Source organism: Candidatus Magnetaquicoccus inordinatus (assembly GCF_004217665.1).
GTDB classification, from domain to species: Bacteria; Pseudomonadota; Magnetococcia; order Magnetococcales; family Magnetaquicoccaceae; genus Magnetaquicoccus; species Magnetaquicoccus inordinatus.
The window spans coordinates 1-18,559 of sequence record NZ_RXIU01000017.1 but is presented as its reverse complement, the minus strand read 5'-3'; the positions used below and the strand labels follow the sequence as shown (position 1 = coordinate 18,559).

Annotated in this window: 16 protein-coding genes; 2 read left to right on the top strand and 14 right to left on the bottom strand. The window is 53.8% G+C overall.

The features are described from left to right. Positions 1–7 precede the first annotated feature (7 nt). Positions 8–976: an NAD-dependent epimerase/dehydratase family protein gene (locus tag EJP87_RS02980; RefSeq protein WP_130470383.1), complete on the top strand. Its 969-nt coding sequence runs from the start codon at positions 8–10 to the stop codon at positions 974–976. Here the strand turns inward: EJP87_RS02980 and EJP87_RS02975 are convergent. The 14 genes from EJP87_RS02975 to EJP87_RS02915 form a co-directional block, all read right to left on the bottom strand. Then, the gene (locus EJP87_RS02975) at positions 960–2,114 is read right to left on the bottom strand and encodes a c-type cytochrome (RefSeq protein WP_130470382.1); all 1,155 of its coding nucleotides are present in this window, start codon (positions 2,112–2,114) and stop codon (positions 960–962) included. The two genes, EJP87_RS02980 and EJP87_RS02975, sit on opposite strands and share 17 nt — an antisense overlap. Before the next feature lie 9 nt (positions 2,115–2,123). Continuing rightward, positions 2,124–3,521 (bottom strand): O-antigen ligase family protein, encoded by a 1,398-nt coding sequence (locus EJP87_RS02970; protein WP_193771093.1) that lies wholly within the window; start codon positions 3,519–3,521, stop codon positions 2,124–2,126. Next, complete coding sequence (locus EJP87_RS17605; RefSeq protein ID WP_227657422.1) at positions 3,518–4,165, bottom strand: hypothetical protein; 648 nt, start codon at positions 4,163–4,165, stop codon at positions 3,518–3,520. The genes EJP87_RS02970 and EJP87_RS17605 overlap by 4 nt, the downstream gene beginning before the upstream one ends. Positions 4,166–4,199: 34 nt before the next feature. After that, positions 4,200–6,659, bottom strand: coding sequence for a GumC family protein (locus EJP87_RS02965; RefSeq protein ID WP_193771091.1), 2,460 nt, complete (start codon positions 6,657–6,659; stop codon positions 4,200–4,202). Positions 6,660–6,666: 7 nt separating this feature from the next. After that, positions 6,667–7,839, bottom strand: a complete 1,173-nt coding sequence (locus EJP87_RS02960; protein WP_193771090.1) for a polysaccharide biosynthesis/export family protein — start codon at positions 7,837–7,839, stop codon at positions 6,667–6,669. A gap of 67 nt (positions 7,840–7,906) precedes the next feature. Further along, entirely contained in the window at positions 7,907–9,187 is a 1,281-nt protein-coding gene (locus EJP87_RS02955; protein ID WP_193771089.1) for an outer membrane beta-barrel protein, read from the bottom strand. A 112-nt stretch (positions 9,188–9,299) separates the two neighbouring features. Further along, positions 9,300–10,274: an MraY family glycosyltransferase gene (locus tag EJP87_RS02950; RefSeq protein ID WP_193771088.1), complete on the bottom strand. Its 975-nt coding sequence runs from the start codon at positions 10,272–10,274 to the stop codon at positions 9,300–9,302. Positions 10,275–10,353: 79 nt separating this feature from the next. Next, positions 10,354–11,511: a glycosyltransferase gene (locus tag EJP87_RS02945; RefSeq protein ID WP_130470376.1), complete on the bottom strand. Its 1,158-nt coding sequence runs from the start codon at positions 11,509–11,511 to the stop codon at positions 10,354–10,356. Continuing rightward, positions 11,508–12,644 (bottom strand): glycosyltransferase family 4 protein, encoded by a 1,137-nt coding sequence (locus tag EJP87_RS02940; RefSeq protein ID WP_130470375.1) that lies wholly within the window; start codon positions 12,642–12,644, stop codon positions 11,508–11,510. The genes EJP87_RS02945 and EJP87_RS02940 overlap by 4 nt, the downstream gene beginning before the upstream one ends. Positions 12,645–12,646: 2 nt before the next feature. Next, positions 12,647–13,351 carry a class I SAM-dependent methyltransferase gene (locus tag EJP87_RS02935; RefSeq protein ID WP_130470374.1) on the bottom strand — a complete coding sequence of 235 codons (705 nt, stop codon included), beginning with the start codon at positions 13,349–13,351 and terminating at the stop codon, positions 12,647–12,649. Further along, the gene (locus EJP87_RS02930) at positions 13,348–14,217 is read right to left on the bottom strand and encodes a class I SAM-dependent methyltransferase (protein WP_130470373.1); all 870 of its coding nucleotides are present in this window, start codon (positions 14,215–14,217) and stop codon (positions 13,348–13,350) included. Before EJP87_RS02930 ends, EJP87_RS02935 begins: the two co-directional genes overlap by 4 nt. Before the next feature lie 63 nt (positions 14,218–14,280). Beyond that, a complete protein-coding gene (locus EJP87_RS02925; protein WP_193771087.1) occupies positions 14,281–15,336 on the bottom strand; it encodes a CgeB family protein in 1,056 nt (351 codons plus the stop codon). 11 nt (positions 15,337–15,347) lie between these two features. Continuing rightward, positions 15,348–16,556, bottom strand: coding sequence for a glycosyltransferase family 4 protein (locus EJP87_RS02920; protein WP_130470371.1), 1,209 nt, complete (start codon positions 16,554–16,556; stop codon positions 15,348–15,350). A 2-nt stretch (positions 16,557–16,558) separates the two neighbouring features. Then, a complete protein-coding gene (locus tag EJP87_RS02915; RefSeq protein ID WP_193771086.1) occupies positions 16,559–17,656 on the bottom strand; it encodes a methyltransferase domain-containing protein in 1,098 nt (365 codons plus the stop codon). Between the two features lie 39 nt (positions 17,657–17,695). Here EJP87_RS02915 and EJP87_RS17600 point away from each other — a divergent pair, with 39 nt between their 5' ends. Further along, positions 17,696–18,538 carry a polysaccharide deacetylase family protein gene (locus tag EJP87_RS17600; RefSeq protein ID WP_193771085.1) on the top strand — a complete coding sequence of 281 codons (843 nt, stop codon included), beginning with the start codon at positions 17,696–17,698 and terminating at the stop codon, positions 18,536–18,538. Positions 18,539–18,559: the final 21 nt, after the last annotated feature.

Here is an 18,559-nt window from a genome sequence, read left to right as displayed (position 1 = left end):
AGAGCCAATGAGTTTTGAACAAGCAGGCCGACAAGCAGGAAAAGAGACCACCTTTCTGGTGACAGGTGGGGCAGGATTTATTGGCAGTCATTTGGTGGATGCCTTGTTGGCGGCAGGCAACCGTGTTGTGGTCCTGGACAATCTTTCTGTTGGCAAGCGCAGCAATGTGGCTGCAGGAGCGCGCCTGTTTGAGGGAGATGTGTGCGACGAGTCATTGGTCAGGCGGTTGATGGATGAAGTGGATGGTTGTTTTCATTTGGCGGCGCTTTCATCGACGGTTTTGTCGCATCAACAGTGGCTCTATACGCACCGGGTCAATGTGGGTGGGACGGTTACAGTACTGGAGTGTGCGCGTGCCACTGCGCTTCGGCCAGCGGTTCCGGTAGTGTATGCCTCATCAGCCGCTGTCTATGGGGATAATACCGACTCTCCTCTCTCCGAGCAGGCCAAATTGCAGCCTTTTTCAGCGTATGGGGCGGATAAACTGGGCAGTGAACTGCATGCACGGGTAGCCGGTCTGGTGCATGGAGTACCTACGGTCGGATTACGACTGTTCAATGTGTTTGGGCCAAGACAGGATCCTTACTCTCCCTATTCAGGGGTGATTTCGCACTTTCTGTTGCGGGCTCAGAATGGGGAGGATCTGTTGATTCACGGTGATGGAGAACAGGTCAGGGATTTTGTCCATGTTCAAGATGCAGTCCGCTTTTTACGAACCGCCATGCAGTTTGCGCTTCCCAATGGCAGGATTTTCAATGTGTGTACAGGCCGACCGACAGCGATTCTGGAACTGGCGCACCTGATTATTCACCTGACCGGGAAGGGTTCGCGCATCCAGCATACCTCGGCACGGGTAGGTGATATCCGGATTTCCATCGGAGATCCGCGCTTGGCGTTGCAGAGTCTGGATATTGCCACTCTTGTTGACCTGCGAGAGGGCTTGTCGGAGATGATTGCGTCTAACGCAGTGTTTTAACAAACAGAATGATCTTCCATATCTTTTCTTGATTAAGAAAATCCTTGAAACGGGGCATTTCCCCCCCGAAGGAGTGTCCCCCTTCGGCGATGATCCAGAACAGAAAGGCATCTCTTTCTAACAGTTGTGATCCAGACCATCCCAAAGTGGGAGGTGGTGACCGCAACAAATGGACATCCCGGCCATTGCCCCTGCCTGTTTCACCATGACAGCGCAGACAGAATTCAACATAATATTGCCACCCTTCGCTGATGCTATCCAATTCAGCCGCCATGGGGTTGAGAGTCGTCGCTTTTTCATCGCATTTTATGCTCAAATAATTGTTGCAGTAGTAGTGCTTCATGTTGTTTTCATAGAAATATTTAATAATTTTATCCTGTTGATTTTTTTGAGAATGTATGGGCGCATTGGCTTGCAACTCCAGAACCGGATTGCCTGGCCTGGGTGTTGGTTCATTGTTCATGATAAAAAAATAGCCAGCCATGAAAATGCCAACAATAAGAACAATAGGCTTATATGTGCGGCTCAACAGGGTGCGAAAATGCAGGCGAGGATGAGAATAATATTCATGATACTCTTGTGCGCTTAATGGTGGGGGAATCGCCTGATCTGTTGCGGTGGCTTTGTTATCCAACAGTTGGTGAGTGGAAGAAGCCGATTCGGAATCTTTGAGTGATGCAAATTTCAGCATAATGGATTCCATTTTCATGGTATTCAAAATGCTCTCTCTCGATAAAAACATTCTGTAAATCTTGAATAGTGGATTGTATTTGATGATCCCCTCCTGCAACAAGACATGGTAAAAATCGGTTATGCAATTGGCGGCAGTGAGAAGATCGTCGGCTTGGAATCCCTTGCGGTACATCCAGGTAAAATACCAGAAGAGATCATCCTCTTGCACAGTGCAGGGTGATTTGTTCGCTTTGTATGCGAAAAAGATGAACGAGAGGATATGATGAAAATAGAACGAAAATTTATCTTCGGAGAGATATTGCGAGGCGACACTGCGGTATACATGACTGAGCATGCGCAGCTCTTCCCATTGTTTGGCGGACAGGAATCGGGTGCGGTCGGAAAGGTTGTGTTCAGCCAGATAGGAGTCCAGCCACCGTCTGGAGAAGGAGCTGTTTGCGTCCATGTCATCAATCTACATACTTTTTTGATCAAACCCTGCCTGAGGAGGCGGGGATTCAATCCGGCTGCAGCGCAGACCGAGTCCCAACAGTACAGAAAAATAGGCAGCATTGACCGGAATATGAAAGTTAAAGTCCAGCAGGCCATGAAAGGTCAGAGAAATGGTTGAGAGCAGAGTGGCATAACAGGTTGCAGCAAAAAGAGTATTTTTTCCCAACCTGATGTAACGCACAGTTCTGAACCATACGGTCAGCACAGTCAATGCCAGCAGACTATAACCGATGAGACCACGATCTGCCAGGAGTTCCAAATGGTCATTATGGGCATGATCAAAAAAATGCTGAGCGATTGAAGGGTGTTGATAGTGTGGATAGATATAGGCAAACGTACCGCTGCCGCTGCCGAAAAGGGGAAAATCGCGGATAATTTCCTTCCCGGTGAGCAGTACAGCCATACGACCCTCTTGCAGAAGATTGGTATCCAGAAAACGGCCGAGCAAGATTTCCAGACCGGCGCCACTGCCCAACAGGAGCAGCAGAAAAACGAGAAAAATCCGTATCGGGGAGCGGTAAGATCTCTCTTTCTGCTCTCCTCTGTCTGCTCGAGAGAAGAGAAAAACGACCAGAAAGGCGAGAAGCAGAGATGCGTTGCCTGCACGAGATTGCGTCAAGATCAAAGTTGTCCAGAGAATGATGCTCAATCCGGCCAAAACACCGAAGGAGCCGGTGACAAGGCGGAGTACCGCATGGGCACGATCCCAGCCGTGTCGCGCCGAGCCAGACCGGGAGGGCATATAACGCAGCAAACCGATGGCCAGAGGTAAAACCAGTTCGAGAAAACCTGCCAAATGATTGCGATTGACGAAACTGCCACGCACATCGGTGTTGTCGGATGTGCTGATCAACAGGAGGCTGATACAGACTTGAACGACCCCATTGGCGAGCAGCACCCAGAGCAATGTTTGCAGGCGTTGCTGGGAGTTTATCAGTACCAGAGTCAACCAGAACAAACCTCCATAGGCGACCCCTTTCAGCCATTCCACTAAGGTTGCATGGGCATCCAGGGAAAGCGGACCGCCAGGGTCCATTTGTGCCAGATGCCGTATGGCTGCACTTTGTGGACTAAGGAGGGAGACGACCACTTCGGGGAGGGAAATGGCTTGCAGGAACGGATAGATCAGTGCAGCCAAAAAGAGCCATAACGAGGGTTTGATGGATTGAAGAAAGGAGAGATCTGTGCTGGGATGACGCCACTGGAGCAGAAGCCAAGCGGTCAACAGAAGCAGAACAGCGCCTTCCATGAGTGACCATGCCCAGGCACGGTTACTGCCCAATGGCAGGGGCAGCCAAATCAGCAACAGCAGATAGGCATGAAACAGTCTGTTCCAGAGAGTATGGGAGAAGTCATTCATCCCGCTTCCTGAGCGGCTTTGAACGGTTTTTGCCATTGCGGATACTGCTGCAGATAGGGTTGGAGAAGTTCCAGCAGTTTGAATTTGCTGGCCAGATGAATAACACGATCTCCCTGTTCGGGAAAAAGCTGAGCGATGGCCTGTTTGACCACCATGCGTTCCTGATCTTGCAGAGTGGACCAATAGGCAAATCCGACCTGCAGCGTTACCTGGTAGGTGTCGAAAGAGTTCGGCGCAAAGTGGAGAGTTCGATGCCAATCGGCCAGGACAAGTGCTGTCTGGGCAGCAGATTGCAGTTGGGCCTGGGTCAAAACGCCCCATACATAGCCCCACATCGGGCGTTGGCGAAGGGCAGTACGGTAGGCATGAATCGCTTCCTGCCAATGTATTTTGCTCGCTTCGGTCCAACCGGCTCTGCTGATGGCCTGGTAGTGGTGCATTTGACCGGCAAGAAGGTGGAGATGGGCATCATGGGGGAGAATGGTTCGTGCCTTGTTAAGCGCATCGTAAGCGGACTGCCAACGTTCTTGGCTGAGACTTTGTTCACCCTGCTTTTGTTTGGACCAATAGTCAATCAACATTTGTGCGGGGTAGGCATAGATGGCAGCCAAGCCCCATCGGCTTGTCCACAAGAGGAGCCCCATAAGGAGGAACAGCAGCACCCCCCTGCTCAGGAGATTAGGCAGCGGGATGGTTTTCAGGGCCATCAGCTTGTTCTTCCGGATTGTCTTTCACATTTCCGTAACCGTAACCGTAGCCATACCCATAGCCGTATCCATAGCCGTAGCTGCCGCCATAACCTTGCTTGCTGCCATAGCGAACAGGTTTTCTGGTATCGACGGTATTGAGGACCACACCCAGCAAATTGGCTTTGACTCGCGACATTTGCTGGACAGCAGTGCGTACAAGATTTCTTTGGGTACGTCCGGCCATCACCACAAACACCACACCATCCGATTGTGTTCCCAGGATTCGTGCATCGGTAACGGCCAAAACGGGGGGAGAATCGATGATGATGCGATGGTATTCCTGACGGAGTACGGAGAGAATCCGTTGCCATTTTTTGGAGACCAATGCCTCACTGGGATTGGGCTGATGGGAGTTGCAGATCAACAGGTCTATGCCGTCACGTGATTGACTGATCTGCTGGTGCACGGCGTCGATCTCTGCCTGCACTGAGGGGCCATTGCAGGTTGCTACAGTGGGGGTTTTTTCCTCATCGTTCCAGCGATTCAAATTATTCAGGAGGCTGTTGATACTGCCATCCATTTCCAGATCCAGGTTGAAATATTTATTCATTCTTGGTTTGCGCATATCTGCTTCAATCAGCAAAACCCTTTCACCAGAAAGGTGAAAGGCGCGGGCCAGATTGATACTGACGGTTGTTTTGCCCTCCTGCGGAATGGAAGAGGTAACGGTAATGATTTGCGGTGGGTGGTCGATTGTGAGGACAAGACTGGTACGCACGGCTCGCACAGCTTCGGAATAGGGCGAATTGGGCTGATTGATCATCATCCCTTCTGGTGAGATGGGGCGACGGGTTGAAGAATAGAGTTTGGGCAGGGTGGCCAGGATGGGCAAGCCCACTGACAGTTCCAGATCTTCAGGACTTTGTACGGTACGGTCGACGCTTTCCAGAAGGATGGACAGCCCGATGCCCAGCAGAAGACCAAAAGCCACTGCCACGCTCAACGATCTGCGTTTGTTGGGCGTAAAGCTGCTTTGCGGCGGTTTGGCTGGATCAATGATACGGGCATTTTCCGGTTCCATGCCTTCGCTGACGCCTGCCTCTTTGAATCGTTTTTGAAACAGTTCGTACAGTTGCCGGTTGGCCTGGACATCCCGCTCCAGATTGCCCAGCGTGAAGGCGCGTTTGCGGTACTCCTGCAAGGATTCTTTTTGTTCGGTCAGTTGCTGTTCAGCTTTGTTTTGTTGCTGGACTGCAACCATATAGTCGTGCTTGCTGGCAGCGATAGTGCGTTCGGCCTCTTTGGCAATTTTGTGACGGATTTCTGACAGCTCGGTTTTGACTCGGATGATCTGCGGATGTTTGTCTCCGTAACGACTGGAAAGTTCCGTTAATTGGATGCTCAATTTGGCGGCATCCTTCAAGAGGTTGTCTATCATTGGATTGTCGCGAATCGGCAGATCTTCTGGATGGTCTCTATACTCATCCATCAGAGCCTGGAATCGTTCATAACGGACCTGGGCCTCACTGCGGCGCGTTCGCGCCTGCATGACTTGGTTGTTGAGGGTTGAGAGTAGTTGAGAATCCATGCTGGCCTCTTCTGTAGATCCCAACATGTCGGAACTGGAACGGTACTCCTGCAATTTTCGCTCGGACTCTTCCAAAGTGTGCCGCAGCCCTTCCAGGCGTTTCATGAGCCAGTTGGCAGCATTCTGGGTCATTTTCAGGCGGGCTTCCAACATCTGGTCAATATAGCTTTGCGCAATGCTGGTAGCAATCTTGGCAGCCAGTTCCGGAGATTCCGAGATGAAAGAGAGGTTGACCAGTTGGCTGTTGCGTACCGGAGTGACTGTTATCCGTGAAATGACTGTATTGACCAAGGCGGAAAAACGGGCTGTGCTGTTATGATCAGACGGATTGCTGGCTGTTTGCGCAGGAACTTCTGGAGACAATGGCAGGTAGGGTTGCACCCATTTGGGCATCCAGGGATGTTGTGTCCAGTTGGAGCGCTTTTTTTGATGTTGTTCGTTGAATTCAGGAACCTGATCCAGATGTTCGTTGCGCACCACTTCCTCGATCAGGTGACGACTTTTCATCAGTTCAACCTGGGTTTGCATATAGCTTTGCGAGCTGTAATCCGTGCTGTAGATGTTTTCGATCGACACCACTTTTGATTTGCTCTGTTCAATCAGCAGGACGGCTGTGGCCTGGAACATGGGAATCTGGGTTGCCAGGTGCAAGGCGGTGGCTACAGTAATCAGAAAGGTGATAAAGAGAATTTTCCATTTATGGCGCAGGATGACATGCCAATAATAGAGCAGACGTACACCCGTTTCCTCCTCCAAAGGCAGCGGTGTGACAGCCACAGAGGGTTCGTTGTGGACGGGAGATGCTTCCACATTTTGACCCATGGCGGGCAGCAACTGAGGGACGGATGAACGGGGAGGCATGGTCATATCACCAGAAACTGGCTGTCACCTGGATGACATCCCCGGGAAATACCGGATCATTCATATCAATTTTGTGCTCTTTGAAGGTCGGATCATCATCGTGAACGACGCGAATATCCTTTTTGTCCGCAAAATCAGTAAATCCTTCCGCCAGAGCGATTGCTTTGCGCACGGTGAGCCCTGGTTGGAACGGATAGCCTCCCGCTTTTTTTACTTCGCCATACAAATAATAGACGCGATACTCGGCAATGGCGACAGAAACATTGGGGTTGACCAAAAATCCATCCGCAAGACGCTGACGAATGCTCTCTTCCGCCTCTTTGGCGGTCAGATTGAGAAGACGCACCTCACCTATCAAAGGAAGATTGACACTGCCCTGGGGCGATACGCGGGTATCGATGCCTAAATTGGGCTCGTTTTCAACTGTGATTTTTACTTTGTCCCCGAGTCCAATGCGATGGGCCATCTCTTGTGATTCATTGTTTTCCTGTTGGTTGGTTGCCATGGGAACATGGATGATATCCTTCGGCATGACTGGATCTTCCAGGTTGGCCTGGGCAATCGACTCCCAACCGTTGCCACTGCGACGGGTGATGGAGAGGCGTTTGACATCGGCAAAGACCCCGAATCCACTGGCCTGGCTAATGGCCCGGCGCACCGTCAATCCGGGTTGATAGGGAAAGCGACCACTTTTGCGGACCTCGCCGTGGACATGAAAATCGGGATATTTGGCGATGGTAACAGTGACCACTGGTTGGCGCAGATAGCCATCCATCAATAATTTTTTCAACTTGTCAGAAACTTCTCCCGTGGTGAGTCCCTGCACATCCACCTCGCCCAACAGGGGCATAAGGATTTTACCCTGGTTGGTAATGGTCTGTTCCGTTTTCAGATCCGGTTCGTCATCAACGGTGACACGGATTCTGTCACCGCTGTCGATTCGGTAGAATTTAAGCTGGGCATCTGGGCGGGTAGCCGCTTCGCTTGTCTTCGCAGAGGCAGATCTGTTTTCATTGTGTTTGTCCGTTGGCAGATCGACATAACCTTCCGCTTCGGCCTGGAGGGGGAGGGGAATAAGATTAAAGAAAGTCAGCAGCAAGAGGCAGCAGAGCAGGAGTGAGTCTCCCTTGCGGGACACCTCCATGTTTTCTCTGTGCTGATACAGAGCTTTCCGTTTCAACAACATCTCCTCACTCTTCATGGGTGACAGTATGCAGGCTTTTCCATGCGGGTTCCGTTGTGCCACTCTACATGGAACCGGTCAGGGAGAGTTGCACGGCATGGCTGTCAAAGCCTCCTCCTGTCACGGTACTGGTTTTCATTTTGTTGACCACCTCGGTGTTGATGGAAAAATGGTTGGATAAGCGGTAGTCCATGCCCACCCGTCCAGTAGTGAAATCCTCGCGTTTGCCCGCATCATATTCATTGTTGATCCACTCCAGGCCAAGCATCAAACGCCAGTGACTGGTCAAGGTATGATCCACTCCTGCCTGATAGGTGGTGGCGATAAAACTCTCATTCATATCTTCACTATCCTGGAAATTGCGTTTGCTGCTTGCATTGACTCTGGTACGACTTGTGGGTTGCCAAACGATGCCAGCTTCCCATGTGGAACCGGTGCTGCTTTTTTCCAGATTGTTGATCAACTCCTTCTCGGTGAGGCCCACTTTGATTTGCGACTCGGTTTGTGTCGTTCCTTTCCAGGTGACCCCTGTAAGAATACGGGTTTCCGTGCTGTCCAGGCGGGGCGAACGGCTATAGGTGGTCTCTTTGCGGCCCATATCCAGCAGGAGGCTGGTCTTGGGAGAGAGAGCCCACCTGAAAAGAATTCCGTGATCAAACCATTGCCGATCCATGAACGATTGCCCGTTGTTCAGGGAGCTTCTGTCCGACTGTTCCAGTTTGAGTTCACTGGTCAGACGGCGCAGTTTCAAGCGTGCCGTCTCCTTGAAACTCTCTTGCAACCAGGTGTTTGGTCCTTTCGGTAAGGGGGCGTTTGCATTGACCTGGGCAGTCGCTTTGCCTGGGGTACCCCGTTCGTCGTTTTCTACGGAACGTGCATAGCCGAATTCTACATCAACCAGTCTGGAAGGGGTGAATTTGCTGTTCAGACTCAATTGCTGATCCACATTATCCTCGGTATGCAACACCTGATAGCGCCGAACGGTGGCCGAATAAGAGAGATCAGCCTGATTTTGCGCCCAATTGTGCAATACCTTGATAACCGTTTTCAACTGGGTCATGACATCGGCGCGCAGATTGGTTGCCGTTTTATAGATATTATCATCCCAACGACTGCTCAGTGAGATCTCTGGCGAGACCCGCACGCCTCCCATGGGTATCCCTTTGCCAGGAGGGGATGGCGCAGCCCTGCCCGGTTTGGGCAAGGAGAGGCTTTCACCCTCCTCTTTTGGATAGTTCCATGTGGAGGTCTCCACAACCGGTGGCGAATAGAGCATGCTGGGATAGGAAGGCAAGGTATCCGGGTTGCTCTCTTTGGCAGTTGTTGGTGGACTATCCAACTCCATACCTGTTGCACACCTGACCATCGGGAAAAAGGAGATCCCTATCATCCAGCCTATCACAAAGGGTCGGTTCTGCATCGCCGTTAGAGATCTTGCTGACATTGACATGCAATATTCATTCCGTCACAGGATTGCGAATGATATACCAACAATATCCGGCAAACAATAACAGCAATCCATAAAAGAGAATATAATCCGGCACTGCCAGCAGAAAGCCCAGCGCACCAAGAGTGGCAAAGAGCAATGAACCACCTGTCATCAACAAAAATATCTGCCGTTTGTCAAATCCCCATTGCTGCAGACGATGGTGCAGATGCCCTTTGTCCGCATGGAAGGGTGATTGTCGCACCAGAAGACGACGCAAAATACTGCTGAAGAGCTCCATCAAGGGCATGGCCAACAGCCACAGGGCGGTGACAGGTGCAATAAGCGGTTCAGTCTTTTGTGAAAGGGAAACGGTAAAGAGAAACAGGCATAGTCCCAGAAGTTTGCTGCCTGCATCCCCCATAAAGGTCAATGCGCTGCGTCCGGGTGTGAGTGGGGCATTGAAGAGCAGAAAGGGCAGAACAACTGCCAACACCAGCAGAATCCAGGCAGCATCCTCTGCCTGTCCCGAGCGGAGTGCCAATCCAAACAGGACAAACAATGAAACAAAGCTTTGTCCGGAGGCTAGACCATCCATGCCGTCAGACATGTTCAGGGCATTGACGGTTCCTATGAAACACAGCACCGTAAAAGGGGTGGACCAGGCGTTCAAGGAAAGGGAACCGTTGCCGAGCAAATTGCCCAACTCCCGGATGGTAATCCCACCCCATTGGATCAGCAGCAGAGCGATGAGCAGTTCGGTGAAAAGGCGGATTCGGGTCGAAAGAGTTCGGCAATCATCCAAACAGCCAAGCAAAACAATGGCTGTGAGAGCGACCAGGATGATTTCCATGGGATATGGACTGGAATCCAGGAAGAGGCTCCCGGTGAGCAGACCGCCAAACATGGCCGCCCCGCCCACCATGGGCGTGGGTGTGGAATGGGGTTTGCGCCCGTTTGGATGGTCCAGCCAGCCCAACCGGCGCGCCAAAGGAATGCCAGCCATTAACAAGGCAAGCGTTACAAGCAGGCCTGCGCCGCTGCCAAGCCAGGGAAGGGAGTGGAGTGGCATGCTCTGTCCGGCTTCAGTGAAGTGCGTCGGAGTGTATGGCTTCCAGATACAAACCAAACAGCGCAAGGGCAATTTTTTCCATGGTATAATCCTGTTCGGCCAGGGAGCGGGCTTGTTGTCCCATGGTGCGCCGTTCATCGGGAGACAAGCGCAGCAGTTGTTCAATTCCTTGTTGTACCCCAGTCGTGCCGGCCGGGACTTCGATACCGCCTCGGTGTTGCGACAGAGTGGGAAAATGGCATTGATGCGTATAGACGGATGGCAACCCGGCAGCCATGGCTTCCAACAGTGCGCTGCTCAATCCCTCACTGTAAGATGGTAGCACAAATGCACTGGCTTTAGCAAATAAATCTATTTTTTTCTGCCCAGTTACCTCACTTTGGATGTGTACTATTTCGCTTAGTCCCTCCCTGGCGATGCGAGTTTCCAGATGCTGTCGGTAGCCTCGATAATCCGGTCCGGCCAGCAGCAGTTGCCAAGTGCCGGTGCTGTTGTCACGACTGAGTCTGCTCCATGCGGTCAACAGGTCATCCAGTCCCTTCTCCTTCCAAAGTCGCCCCAGATAGAGCAGAAATGGTGGATCTTGCCGCTCTGGGCAGTGAGTTGCCGCCAGTCCAGTGCCGGGCAGAAAGGCTGAAGGGTGCAAACCGTTGGCGATGACCCGGATGGGTGTGGTCACGCCGGCCTGTTGGCAGGCTGATTTCTCCTGCTCCGAGAGAGCTTGCAGGAAGCTGGTATGGCAAAGCATGTGATCCAGCAGCAGCCAGCGGTAGAGACGTTTGTGCATGGCCTGGTAGCGCCATTTTTCCATCAGTGAGCCGTGCGGTGTGATGATGAACGGTTTTTTCAGGCTATGGGCAGTGCGCCAAGCAGCCCATACCGGATGATCCCACAACATGTGCGCATGAACCACATCACAGTCGGGCAGGATTTGCCACAGGGCATCGGCCAGGCCATGGCCACGAAACCAGCGCTGCGGCCAGGCCGGGGGAAAAAGGTGGCAGTCCGGGAATTCGTCCAGCAACTCCGCATGTTGTGCCAGGGGAGCAACACCGATGACGACAACATCCATGATCTGACGCAGTGCATGATAATGGTGGCGCACGACAGTGGCCGGGCCACCATGGCTGGAGTGGAGCAGTGCCGAGACAATTGCCAGTCGTCGTTTCATGATCGGATTGAATCAAAATCTTTTTTTTGAATGATCTCTGCCAGTTGGCATACGCCGCGCTCCACAGGCCATTGCATGGCGGTGTGCCATGCCCCCTCCTGCATGGTGCGCAACAGTGCGGCATCATTGGCCAAAGTCAGAATTTGTTGGCTTAACAGCTCTTCATCTCCCACCGGATGGATAAAACCGGAGTGGCCCGGTTTGACCCGATCGACAGCCGCTGCGCTGGCCTCCGAGCCCAGAATCGCCAACCCGGCGGCCATGGCCTCCAGAATCACCACGCCATAAGGCTCCCAGCGCGCCGTATGAATCAGAAGATCGGCCTGTTGAAAGATTTCCGGCAGATCTTCAGGCTTTTTCCAGCCCAGGAAGTGAACGTCGGCGCTGAGGCCGTTTGCGGCAATCTGTTGTTGCAAAAGCGGGCGTTCTTCCCCTTCACCCACCAGCCACAAGGTAAGATGAGGGTGGTGGCGTCTGGCTCTGGCCAAGGCGCGAATGGCAATATCCCACCCCTTGCGATAGATCAACTGGCCAACGCCGAGCAGAATGCGCAATGGTCGTTGCTCGGGATGGTTGAGACGCGCCGGTTTTTCACCCATGGCAATCCAGTAGGGAAAGACGACACTTTTTTCTTTTGGACAGCCCAATTGACGAATGGCTGTAACCCCTGCGTCACCGGTGGCCAGAGAGCGGTAGGCATGTCTGAATATCCAACGCAGAAAAAAACGGCGGATCAGGCGCAGCCACCAGGGGCGATGTCCTGGCAGGCGACCTTGCCACTGGATATGCTGTGGCAAAGGGGTGTCGGTCCAGTACAACCAGGGGCGTTTGCTCTGGGCAACGGCCAGCAGGGTGGCAACCAGGGTTGGCGTATAGTAGGAGGCAATCAAAAACCAGGCATCCGGCTCTTCATTCAGAACAGTACGGATCAGGCGCCAGTCGATCCGACTCCCGGTATCGGCGATTTGCCATTGATAGGGACGTGCGCTGTCGAGGGCGAACGGATGGGTGAGGGTGGGCCCCATCATGATGATGACCCGCAGATCAAAGCGACCATCCCTGGCGATGGCCGCAAACAGGGCATCATGATAGGGTGTGAATTCTGGACAAAACCACACCAAACGTTGCTGCATGGTCAGGAATCCCTTTTGATCGCTTCGACGATCAGTGTACCGCCGTCCCCGATTCGTTCCGGTCGTTCGATGGCGCTGATGTCGGCAATGGCGCTATCGAGAAGCTGTCGTTCCAAGGCATCGCTCAAACCCGCTTCCCGGAAAAGCGCGGTCAGTGAGGTGGAGTCATACCCCCATTTATGGGAGTTGAAATCATACAGGTGGTGATAGAGTCGGCGCAGGCTCTGAAAGCGCCCGCCGGTCGTGACCGCTGGGCGAAAATGGAGGCGATGGAGCAGGGTGTCGGCAGGGGTGTGGCCAGGCGCCTCCGGCAGGATGCGGCCCTGCAGATAGTCATTGACTTGCACGGAGAGGTTGGGCACGGCCATGCGAATCACGCCTCCCGGACGGCAGCAGCGCCGGGCTTCCCGGAGCAGGGCAACAGCCGCCTGGCGTTCCAGATGTTCCAGGACGTGCGAGGCATAGATGGCTGTGAAATGGTTATCGGGAAAGGGAAGTTTGCGACGCAGATCCAGGTGGAGAATTGTCTGCGGCCAGGGATGATCGATGTGAAAATGGGGCAGCAGACCACAGGCAATGGCCACGCGGCGCACTCTGGGCCAGCGGGCCAGCCAGACATGCCAGGAACCATCGCTATTGAGCCAGCCATTGACTGCAAATCCGCCGCATCCCAGATGCAGCCGTTCAGGCAGGGGGGAGGTCATCATCGACTCTTTCCGTTACTGACTTTGCGGGCCAGACAATAGATTTGTGGTGCCATGGTCGGGAGGCGGTTGAGCAGGGCAAATCCGATGCGGCGTTGCAGCTCAAACAGGGACCAGGGACGGGGATAACAGACGACGCTGCCGATCCGTTCCACGCGGAAACCCCACTCTGGCAGCATGGTGCGCAAAGTGATGGGTGCATAGTAAAAGACATGCTCCCAGGGGTCCAGCGAAAAGGGGCGACCGGACAGGCGATACAGAAACCGTTTCCAAAACAGGGCGCCGCTGTTGGGGAGAGAAAAAAAGAGCAGCCCCCCTTCGGCCAGAAGGGCATGGAGTTCGCCCATGACACGATGGGGATCGCGTATATGTTCCAGCACATCCCACAGAGTGATCATGGCAAAAGAGGAAGGCGGTTTTGCAAGTTGCTGCAGATAGTCGCGGCAGTTCAGCGCCTGGCGGACCTGGGGAAAGCTTTTTTGCGCATGGGCGGCCTGGACTGCCGAGGCATCAAAACCGTAGGGCTGCCACCCCAGATGGGCGGCAAATTGGAGAAATCCGCCAGTGGCACACCCCACATCCAGCAGTTGTCGTGGCTCATCCGGCCACAAATTGCCGGTAATGGTTTGCCACTGCCGGAAGGCGGCCTGTTTGTGTTCCGACTGGCACCACAGATGGTTGGCATCGAGAGCGGAGGGGTGCAGGTCGATATAATCCGGGGAGATCGGATCATGATGTTCCAGGGTTTGCACCGCCCGGCAGCGGCGACAATACACGATGGTATAATTCAGGCCATGGCGTTGTTCCCTGGCAAAGGGTTGCAGCCCCTCTGCGGCACACAGTCGGCAATGGGGTGCGAGTGCATTCATTCAACAACCGCCATGGATCTCATACTGCCTCTCCAGGGTTGAAAATGGTTGGGGGGGGAGGAGTCAGAGGAGTGCAGAGCGCCATGCGTTCACCTCGTTGAGCCACTCGCGCATACGGGAATAAAGATCATGACCATCCAGGATCACCCGATCTCTTCCGGCGGCGGCGATACGCTGTCTTGCTGTTTCATTATGCAGGTAAAAGGTCACTTTCTCAACAAGTTCATCAGGGCCGGCAAAAAATTCGGCCTCTTTGCCCTCCTGGAACGCCCCTTCCATCCAGGGGGTACGCTCTGCCAAGAGGAAAAGTCCACAGGCCGGAATTTCAAAAGTGCGGCGGGTATACTGGTCACGATTGCGTTTGCTGACAAAACAGAGGCCGATTTTGGCCGCAGAGAGGGCCAAGCGATAGGCTTCCCCTGGTAAATGTCTGGCCGGTCCCAACTGACGATAGATGGCAGAAGGGAGATGACGACGCCAATAGCGCTCGCCACCATACAGGCGCAGATTGATGTTCTGTTTGGCCAGGGCGGTCAGGCAGGCCACACGATGATCATTTTCCCAATGGCCGGCAAAAATGAGGTCACATCCCCACTGTTTTTGCTGTTCATGGTCGAGAGTGCGGGGATAATCGAGCCAGGGGATATAGGCCGGCAGTACCAGCGAGGCTTGCATTTGTCCCAGGCTCCTGGCCTCTTCGACGTTGATGGCCCGATAAAAATGGTATCCATGATAATGGGGCAGGGCGGGGAGGAGATGGCGGTAGCGCAAGAGGTGACGACTGCTGCCAAACGGATCATCGTTGTGATAGCCGGTGACAAAGGTGAATGATTTCAACTCCTGGATGATTTCGCGGGAAAAATAGTGTCCTTGGAAGAGCAGCAGACAATCAGGACGCTGTTGTTTGACTTGGCGCAGCAGTTGTTGCTGGAGTCGCCGGATGCCTGGTCCCAGCAGCAGACGTCTCTCTATGCGTCCCAACAGACCGGGCAGGGTGAAGCTGTGAGAGTCGAACAAAGAGGTTTGCACTCCCAGGTCGTTCAGTGCCTTGACCCAGGCCGGTTCATAGATGTCGGCGAAAGCTCCCCGTGCAATCAGAATCGAACGAATGGTCTGCATGGGCATGCTGCTTAAGATTGACTGGCGCGATGGATGGCGCGCAAAAATCCCTGTGTCTCCTTTTCGTGGTCACAAAACTCCAGGCAAATGGCGCGTGCATTTTCTCCCATCTGTCGGCAAAGGTGGGGATCCAGCAGTCGGTGCATGGCTGTCGCAAGTGCCAGATGATCATTCGGCGGAATGACAAAACCGCTTTCGCCATCGCGGACCAGTGCTGCGCTGGCGCCGCATGCCGAGGTGGTAACCAGCGCCAGCCTGGCCAGGGCCGCTTCGACCAGCACTTTGGGAAAGCAATCTTTTTGTGTGGGCAGCAGACAGGCATCGGCAGCCTGGTAGCGGGCGGCCAGATCGCTCAAGGAACAGGGGCCGGGAAAGGAGATGATGTCAGCAACGCCCGCATGAGCAGCCATTTGTTGATAGTTTTCCCGGCTGGGCTCTTCCGGTTGACCGGCCCGTTCTCCGATACAGATCACCTGCAGACGGTGTCCTTGCCGGTGGAGGTGAGCGGTTGCCTCAATCAGCGTAATCACCCCTTTGAAGCGAAGCAGGGTGCCAACAAACAGAAAGACCGGCAGATCATCGGGCCAGGACAATGCTTGGCGCAGGCTCTTCCTGGAGGCGCTCAATCGCTGCAGATGCAGGTCAAAGGCGGTTGCTCCCGCTTCAAACGGGGCATCGACCATCAGGTGATCGGCAATGCCGTAGATGCGGCGCAGTGTAAGGCGGGTAATGGGGGATTGCACGATATGCAGGCGACAGCGTTGCAACAACCATTTTTTTAACCAGCGTATCCACCAGCGACGTCGTTGTTCCCATTCGGGAGGCAGGGTTTGGTTGATGGAGATGACGGGTCGGTGCAGGAGGGTGGCAAAGAGAGTGGTGAGCAGGGCGGTTCCACCCTGCAGGCCGGAGAGCAGGACAAGATCATTTTCCCAGGCGCAGGACCAAGCAGCCTGCCAGTTGACGGAGGAGAGAAAACCCTCTGGGGTGAATCCTGGGACGCGCACGGAAAAAAAGAGGCCACGAAGCCGGGAGGGTTTCCAGGTGAAGGGCAGATTTTCGGCAACCTGTCCATCCAGAATGGGATAGGCGCGTACCGGTCCCGGCAGGCGCAAGGCAATGCGGGCGACATAGTCGGCTATGAACGGTTTCAGGTCATAGACCAGGAATCCGACCCTTAGTCCAGTCCGGATGGGTGGATCTTCCGGGTGGTTTGCCATCGTCACTGCCCACCCCGATAGTTGCGGATCAAGTCGCTGTCCGACAAAATTGTGTCGCTTTTGCGGCCGAGAAAATAAAAAGCACTGGCACCATCCAGACCGGCAGGAGTACGGGTAAGCCACGAGTCAGCATATTTGAGCCACCAGAACAGCCAGTCGGTGAGCCAATCCGACAAGAGGCGCCAGCCAGCAAAAGGAAGCCAGGAACGGGCAAATTGTTGAATCATGTGCGCCAGAGCCATGCCCGGTCCACAACAGGCACCAGCGTCCAGTTGGGTGAAGCGCCGCCAGAATCGACGATGGCCGGTCCATGTAAAGCGCAACAGATCAAACGCGCCGCCATGGTTGGGTTGCAGAAAAGGCAGTTCGCAGTAGATGAAGCCATCATTTTTGAGAGTACGGTAGATCTCCCGTTCCACTTGCGCGGCATCCAGCACATGTTCCAGAACCCCTTGCAGCACCACCGCATCAAAACTCTGATCGGCGAAGGGCAGTTGCTGCGCATCTGCCAGGATGGTTACGCTGCTGGTCCATTGTACATCCAGATTGACCAGGGTTATCTGTGGGAGGGAACGCAGTTGAGCGATACCGTCTCCTTCATCACCACAGCCGGCCACAAGCACCACAGGCTGCGGACGCTCCTGCAGCAGTTGGCACAAATAGTGATTGTTGCGCTCTGCCGCCACATTGCGGCTCAAACCGGGGCGAAAGTGCCAGATGCGGGACAAAAGGCGTCGCCATGGGCCGTCGATAAAGGGAAACACCGGTATGGGCTGTGCTGTGGAAATACTCTTTTTCCCTGGCGTCGGCAGCAGATCGGCAATGCGAAAAAGCGATTGCGATTCATCCAGGAGGATGGGGAGACCATTGACAACCGGCCAAAGGCGGGGAGAGCTGGTACAGGCGGCGTTGTTGCAGAGCAGTCCTTCTCCCTGATGCTGCAGGGCTCCGTGACAACCAGGACAAACCAGCATATTCTCCAATATCTTCTGCACGGTAATCATGGTCCAAGAGTAATTGCCGTTGCTCCAGGGAACAGGTTCAGACGGCGTGTCGACGACAGGGGAAAAGCTGTGACATCTGCTACCGTTATGACTCATTATGCCCAATTCGTCAAGCATTACTCATGGCAGCGCAGAGTGCGTAATGCACTGCGCAATAGCGCTGTTTTTTTTCTTTCCTTGCCGGCAAAGATGTCTGGCAAAGTCGCTTCTGTTCGCTTCACCTGTTACCACCATGTCTTTGATGATGAACGCATCCCCTTTGAACGGCAATTGAAATATCTGAAAAATTATGGGGAGTTTATCTCTCTCGACGATGCTGTAAGGATGATTCGGGGAGAGGTACCTATTGATGGTCATTATTATTGCATGACCTTTGATGATGGATACCGGAACTGTCTGACCAACGCGCTGCCTATTCTGCATGAGCAACAGTGTGTAGCAACCTTTTTTGTTGTGACCTCCTTGGTCGATGCGGTCACTGCGCTGCAGACCATTCAGAGCGATGATCTGGCAGCCGAGAGGCAGCCGGATCGTCACATGCTGGAACGGATATTGGGTTTTTTTCCGACGGATGATGATTTGAGAGTGGAGTTTTTGACCTGGGAGGAGTGCCGTATGCTGCAGGAGGCGGGAATGACGATTGCGCCTCATACGCGCAGCCACCGCAATCTGAGTCGCTTGTCGGTTGCAGATGTGCGGGAGGAGATGCGTGGCAGTCGTGCAGATATTGCCCAGCATCTTGGTTACTGTGTACCCCATATAGCCTGCCCGGTGGGTCGTCCACTCTTGGATTTTCGACCGGATGTGGAGCCGTTGCTGGCTGCCGAGGAGGGTTTTGCCTCCTTCATCACCTCCGAGAGGGGGCCCAATTGCCAGGGGGGGGATCCGTATAGGATTCGTCGCGACCATTTGTGTGCCTGGTGGGGGAATGAGCAAGTAAAATATTTTTTCTCTCGTCCCTGTCACTCTCCTCGCTGATGGCGCTCTGGTCCATGCAGG

Excerpts from the sequence above, each read along its gene's own strand:
- EJP87_RS02980 (WP_130470383.1), top strand. The coding sequence starts at position 8 with ATGAGTTTTGAACAAGCAGGCCGACAAGCAGGAAAAGAGACCACCTTT.
- EJP87_RS02975 (WP_130470382.1), bottom strand. The coding sequence starts at position 2,114 with ATGGACGCAAACAGCTCCTTCTCCAGACGGTGGCTGGACTCCTATCTG.
- EJP87_RS02970 (WP_193771093.1), bottom strand. The coding sequence starts at position 3,521 with ATGAATGACTTCTCCCATACTCTCTGGAACAGACTGTTTCATGCCTAT.
- EJP87_RS17605 (WP_227657422.1), bottom strand. The coding sequence starts at position 4,165 with ATGGGGCTCCTCTTGTGGACAAGCCGATGGGGCTTGGCTGCCATCTAT.
- EJP87_RS02965 (WP_193771091.1), bottom strand. The coding sequence starts at position 6,659 with ATGCCTCCCCGTTCATCCGTCCCTCAGTTGCTGCCCGCCATGGGTCAA.
- EJP87_RS02955 (WP_193771089.1), bottom strand. The coding sequence starts at position 9,187 with ATGGAGTTGGATAGTCCACCAACAACTGCCAAAGAGAGCAACCCGGAT.
- EJP87_RS02950 (WP_193771088.1), bottom strand. The coding sequence starts at position 10,274 with ATGGCTGGCATTCCTTTGGCGCGCCGGTTGGGCTGGCTGGACCATCCA.
- EJP87_RS02945 (WP_130470376.1), bottom strand. The coding sequence starts at position 11,511 with ATGAAACGACGACTGGCAATTGTCTCGGCACTGCTCCACTCCAGCCAT.
- EJP87_RS02940 (WP_130470375.1), bottom strand. The coding sequence starts at position 12,644 with ATGCAGCAACGTTTGGTGTGGTTTTGTCCAGAATTCACACCCTATCAT.
- EJP87_RS02935 (WP_130470374.1), bottom strand. The coding sequence starts at position 13,351 with ATGATGACCTCCCCCCTGCCTGAACGGCTGCATCTGGGATGCGGCGGA.
- EJP87_RS02930 (WP_130470373.1), bottom strand. The coding sequence starts at position 14,217 with ATGAATGCACTCGCACCCCATTGCCGACTGTGTGCCGCAGAGGGGCTG.
- EJP87_RS02925 (WP_193771087.1), bottom strand. The coding sequence starts at position 15,336 with ATGCAGACCATTCGTTCGATTCTGATTGCACGGGGAGCTTTCGCCGAC.
- EJP87_RS02920 (WP_130470371.1), bottom strand. The coding sequence starts at position 16,556 with ATGGCAAACCACCCGGAAGATCCACCCATCCGGACTGGACTAAGGGTC.
- EJP87_RS02915 (WP_193771086.1), bottom strand. The coding sequence starts at position 17,656 with ATGAGTCATAACGGTAGCAGATGTCACAGCTTTTCCCCTGTCGTCGAC.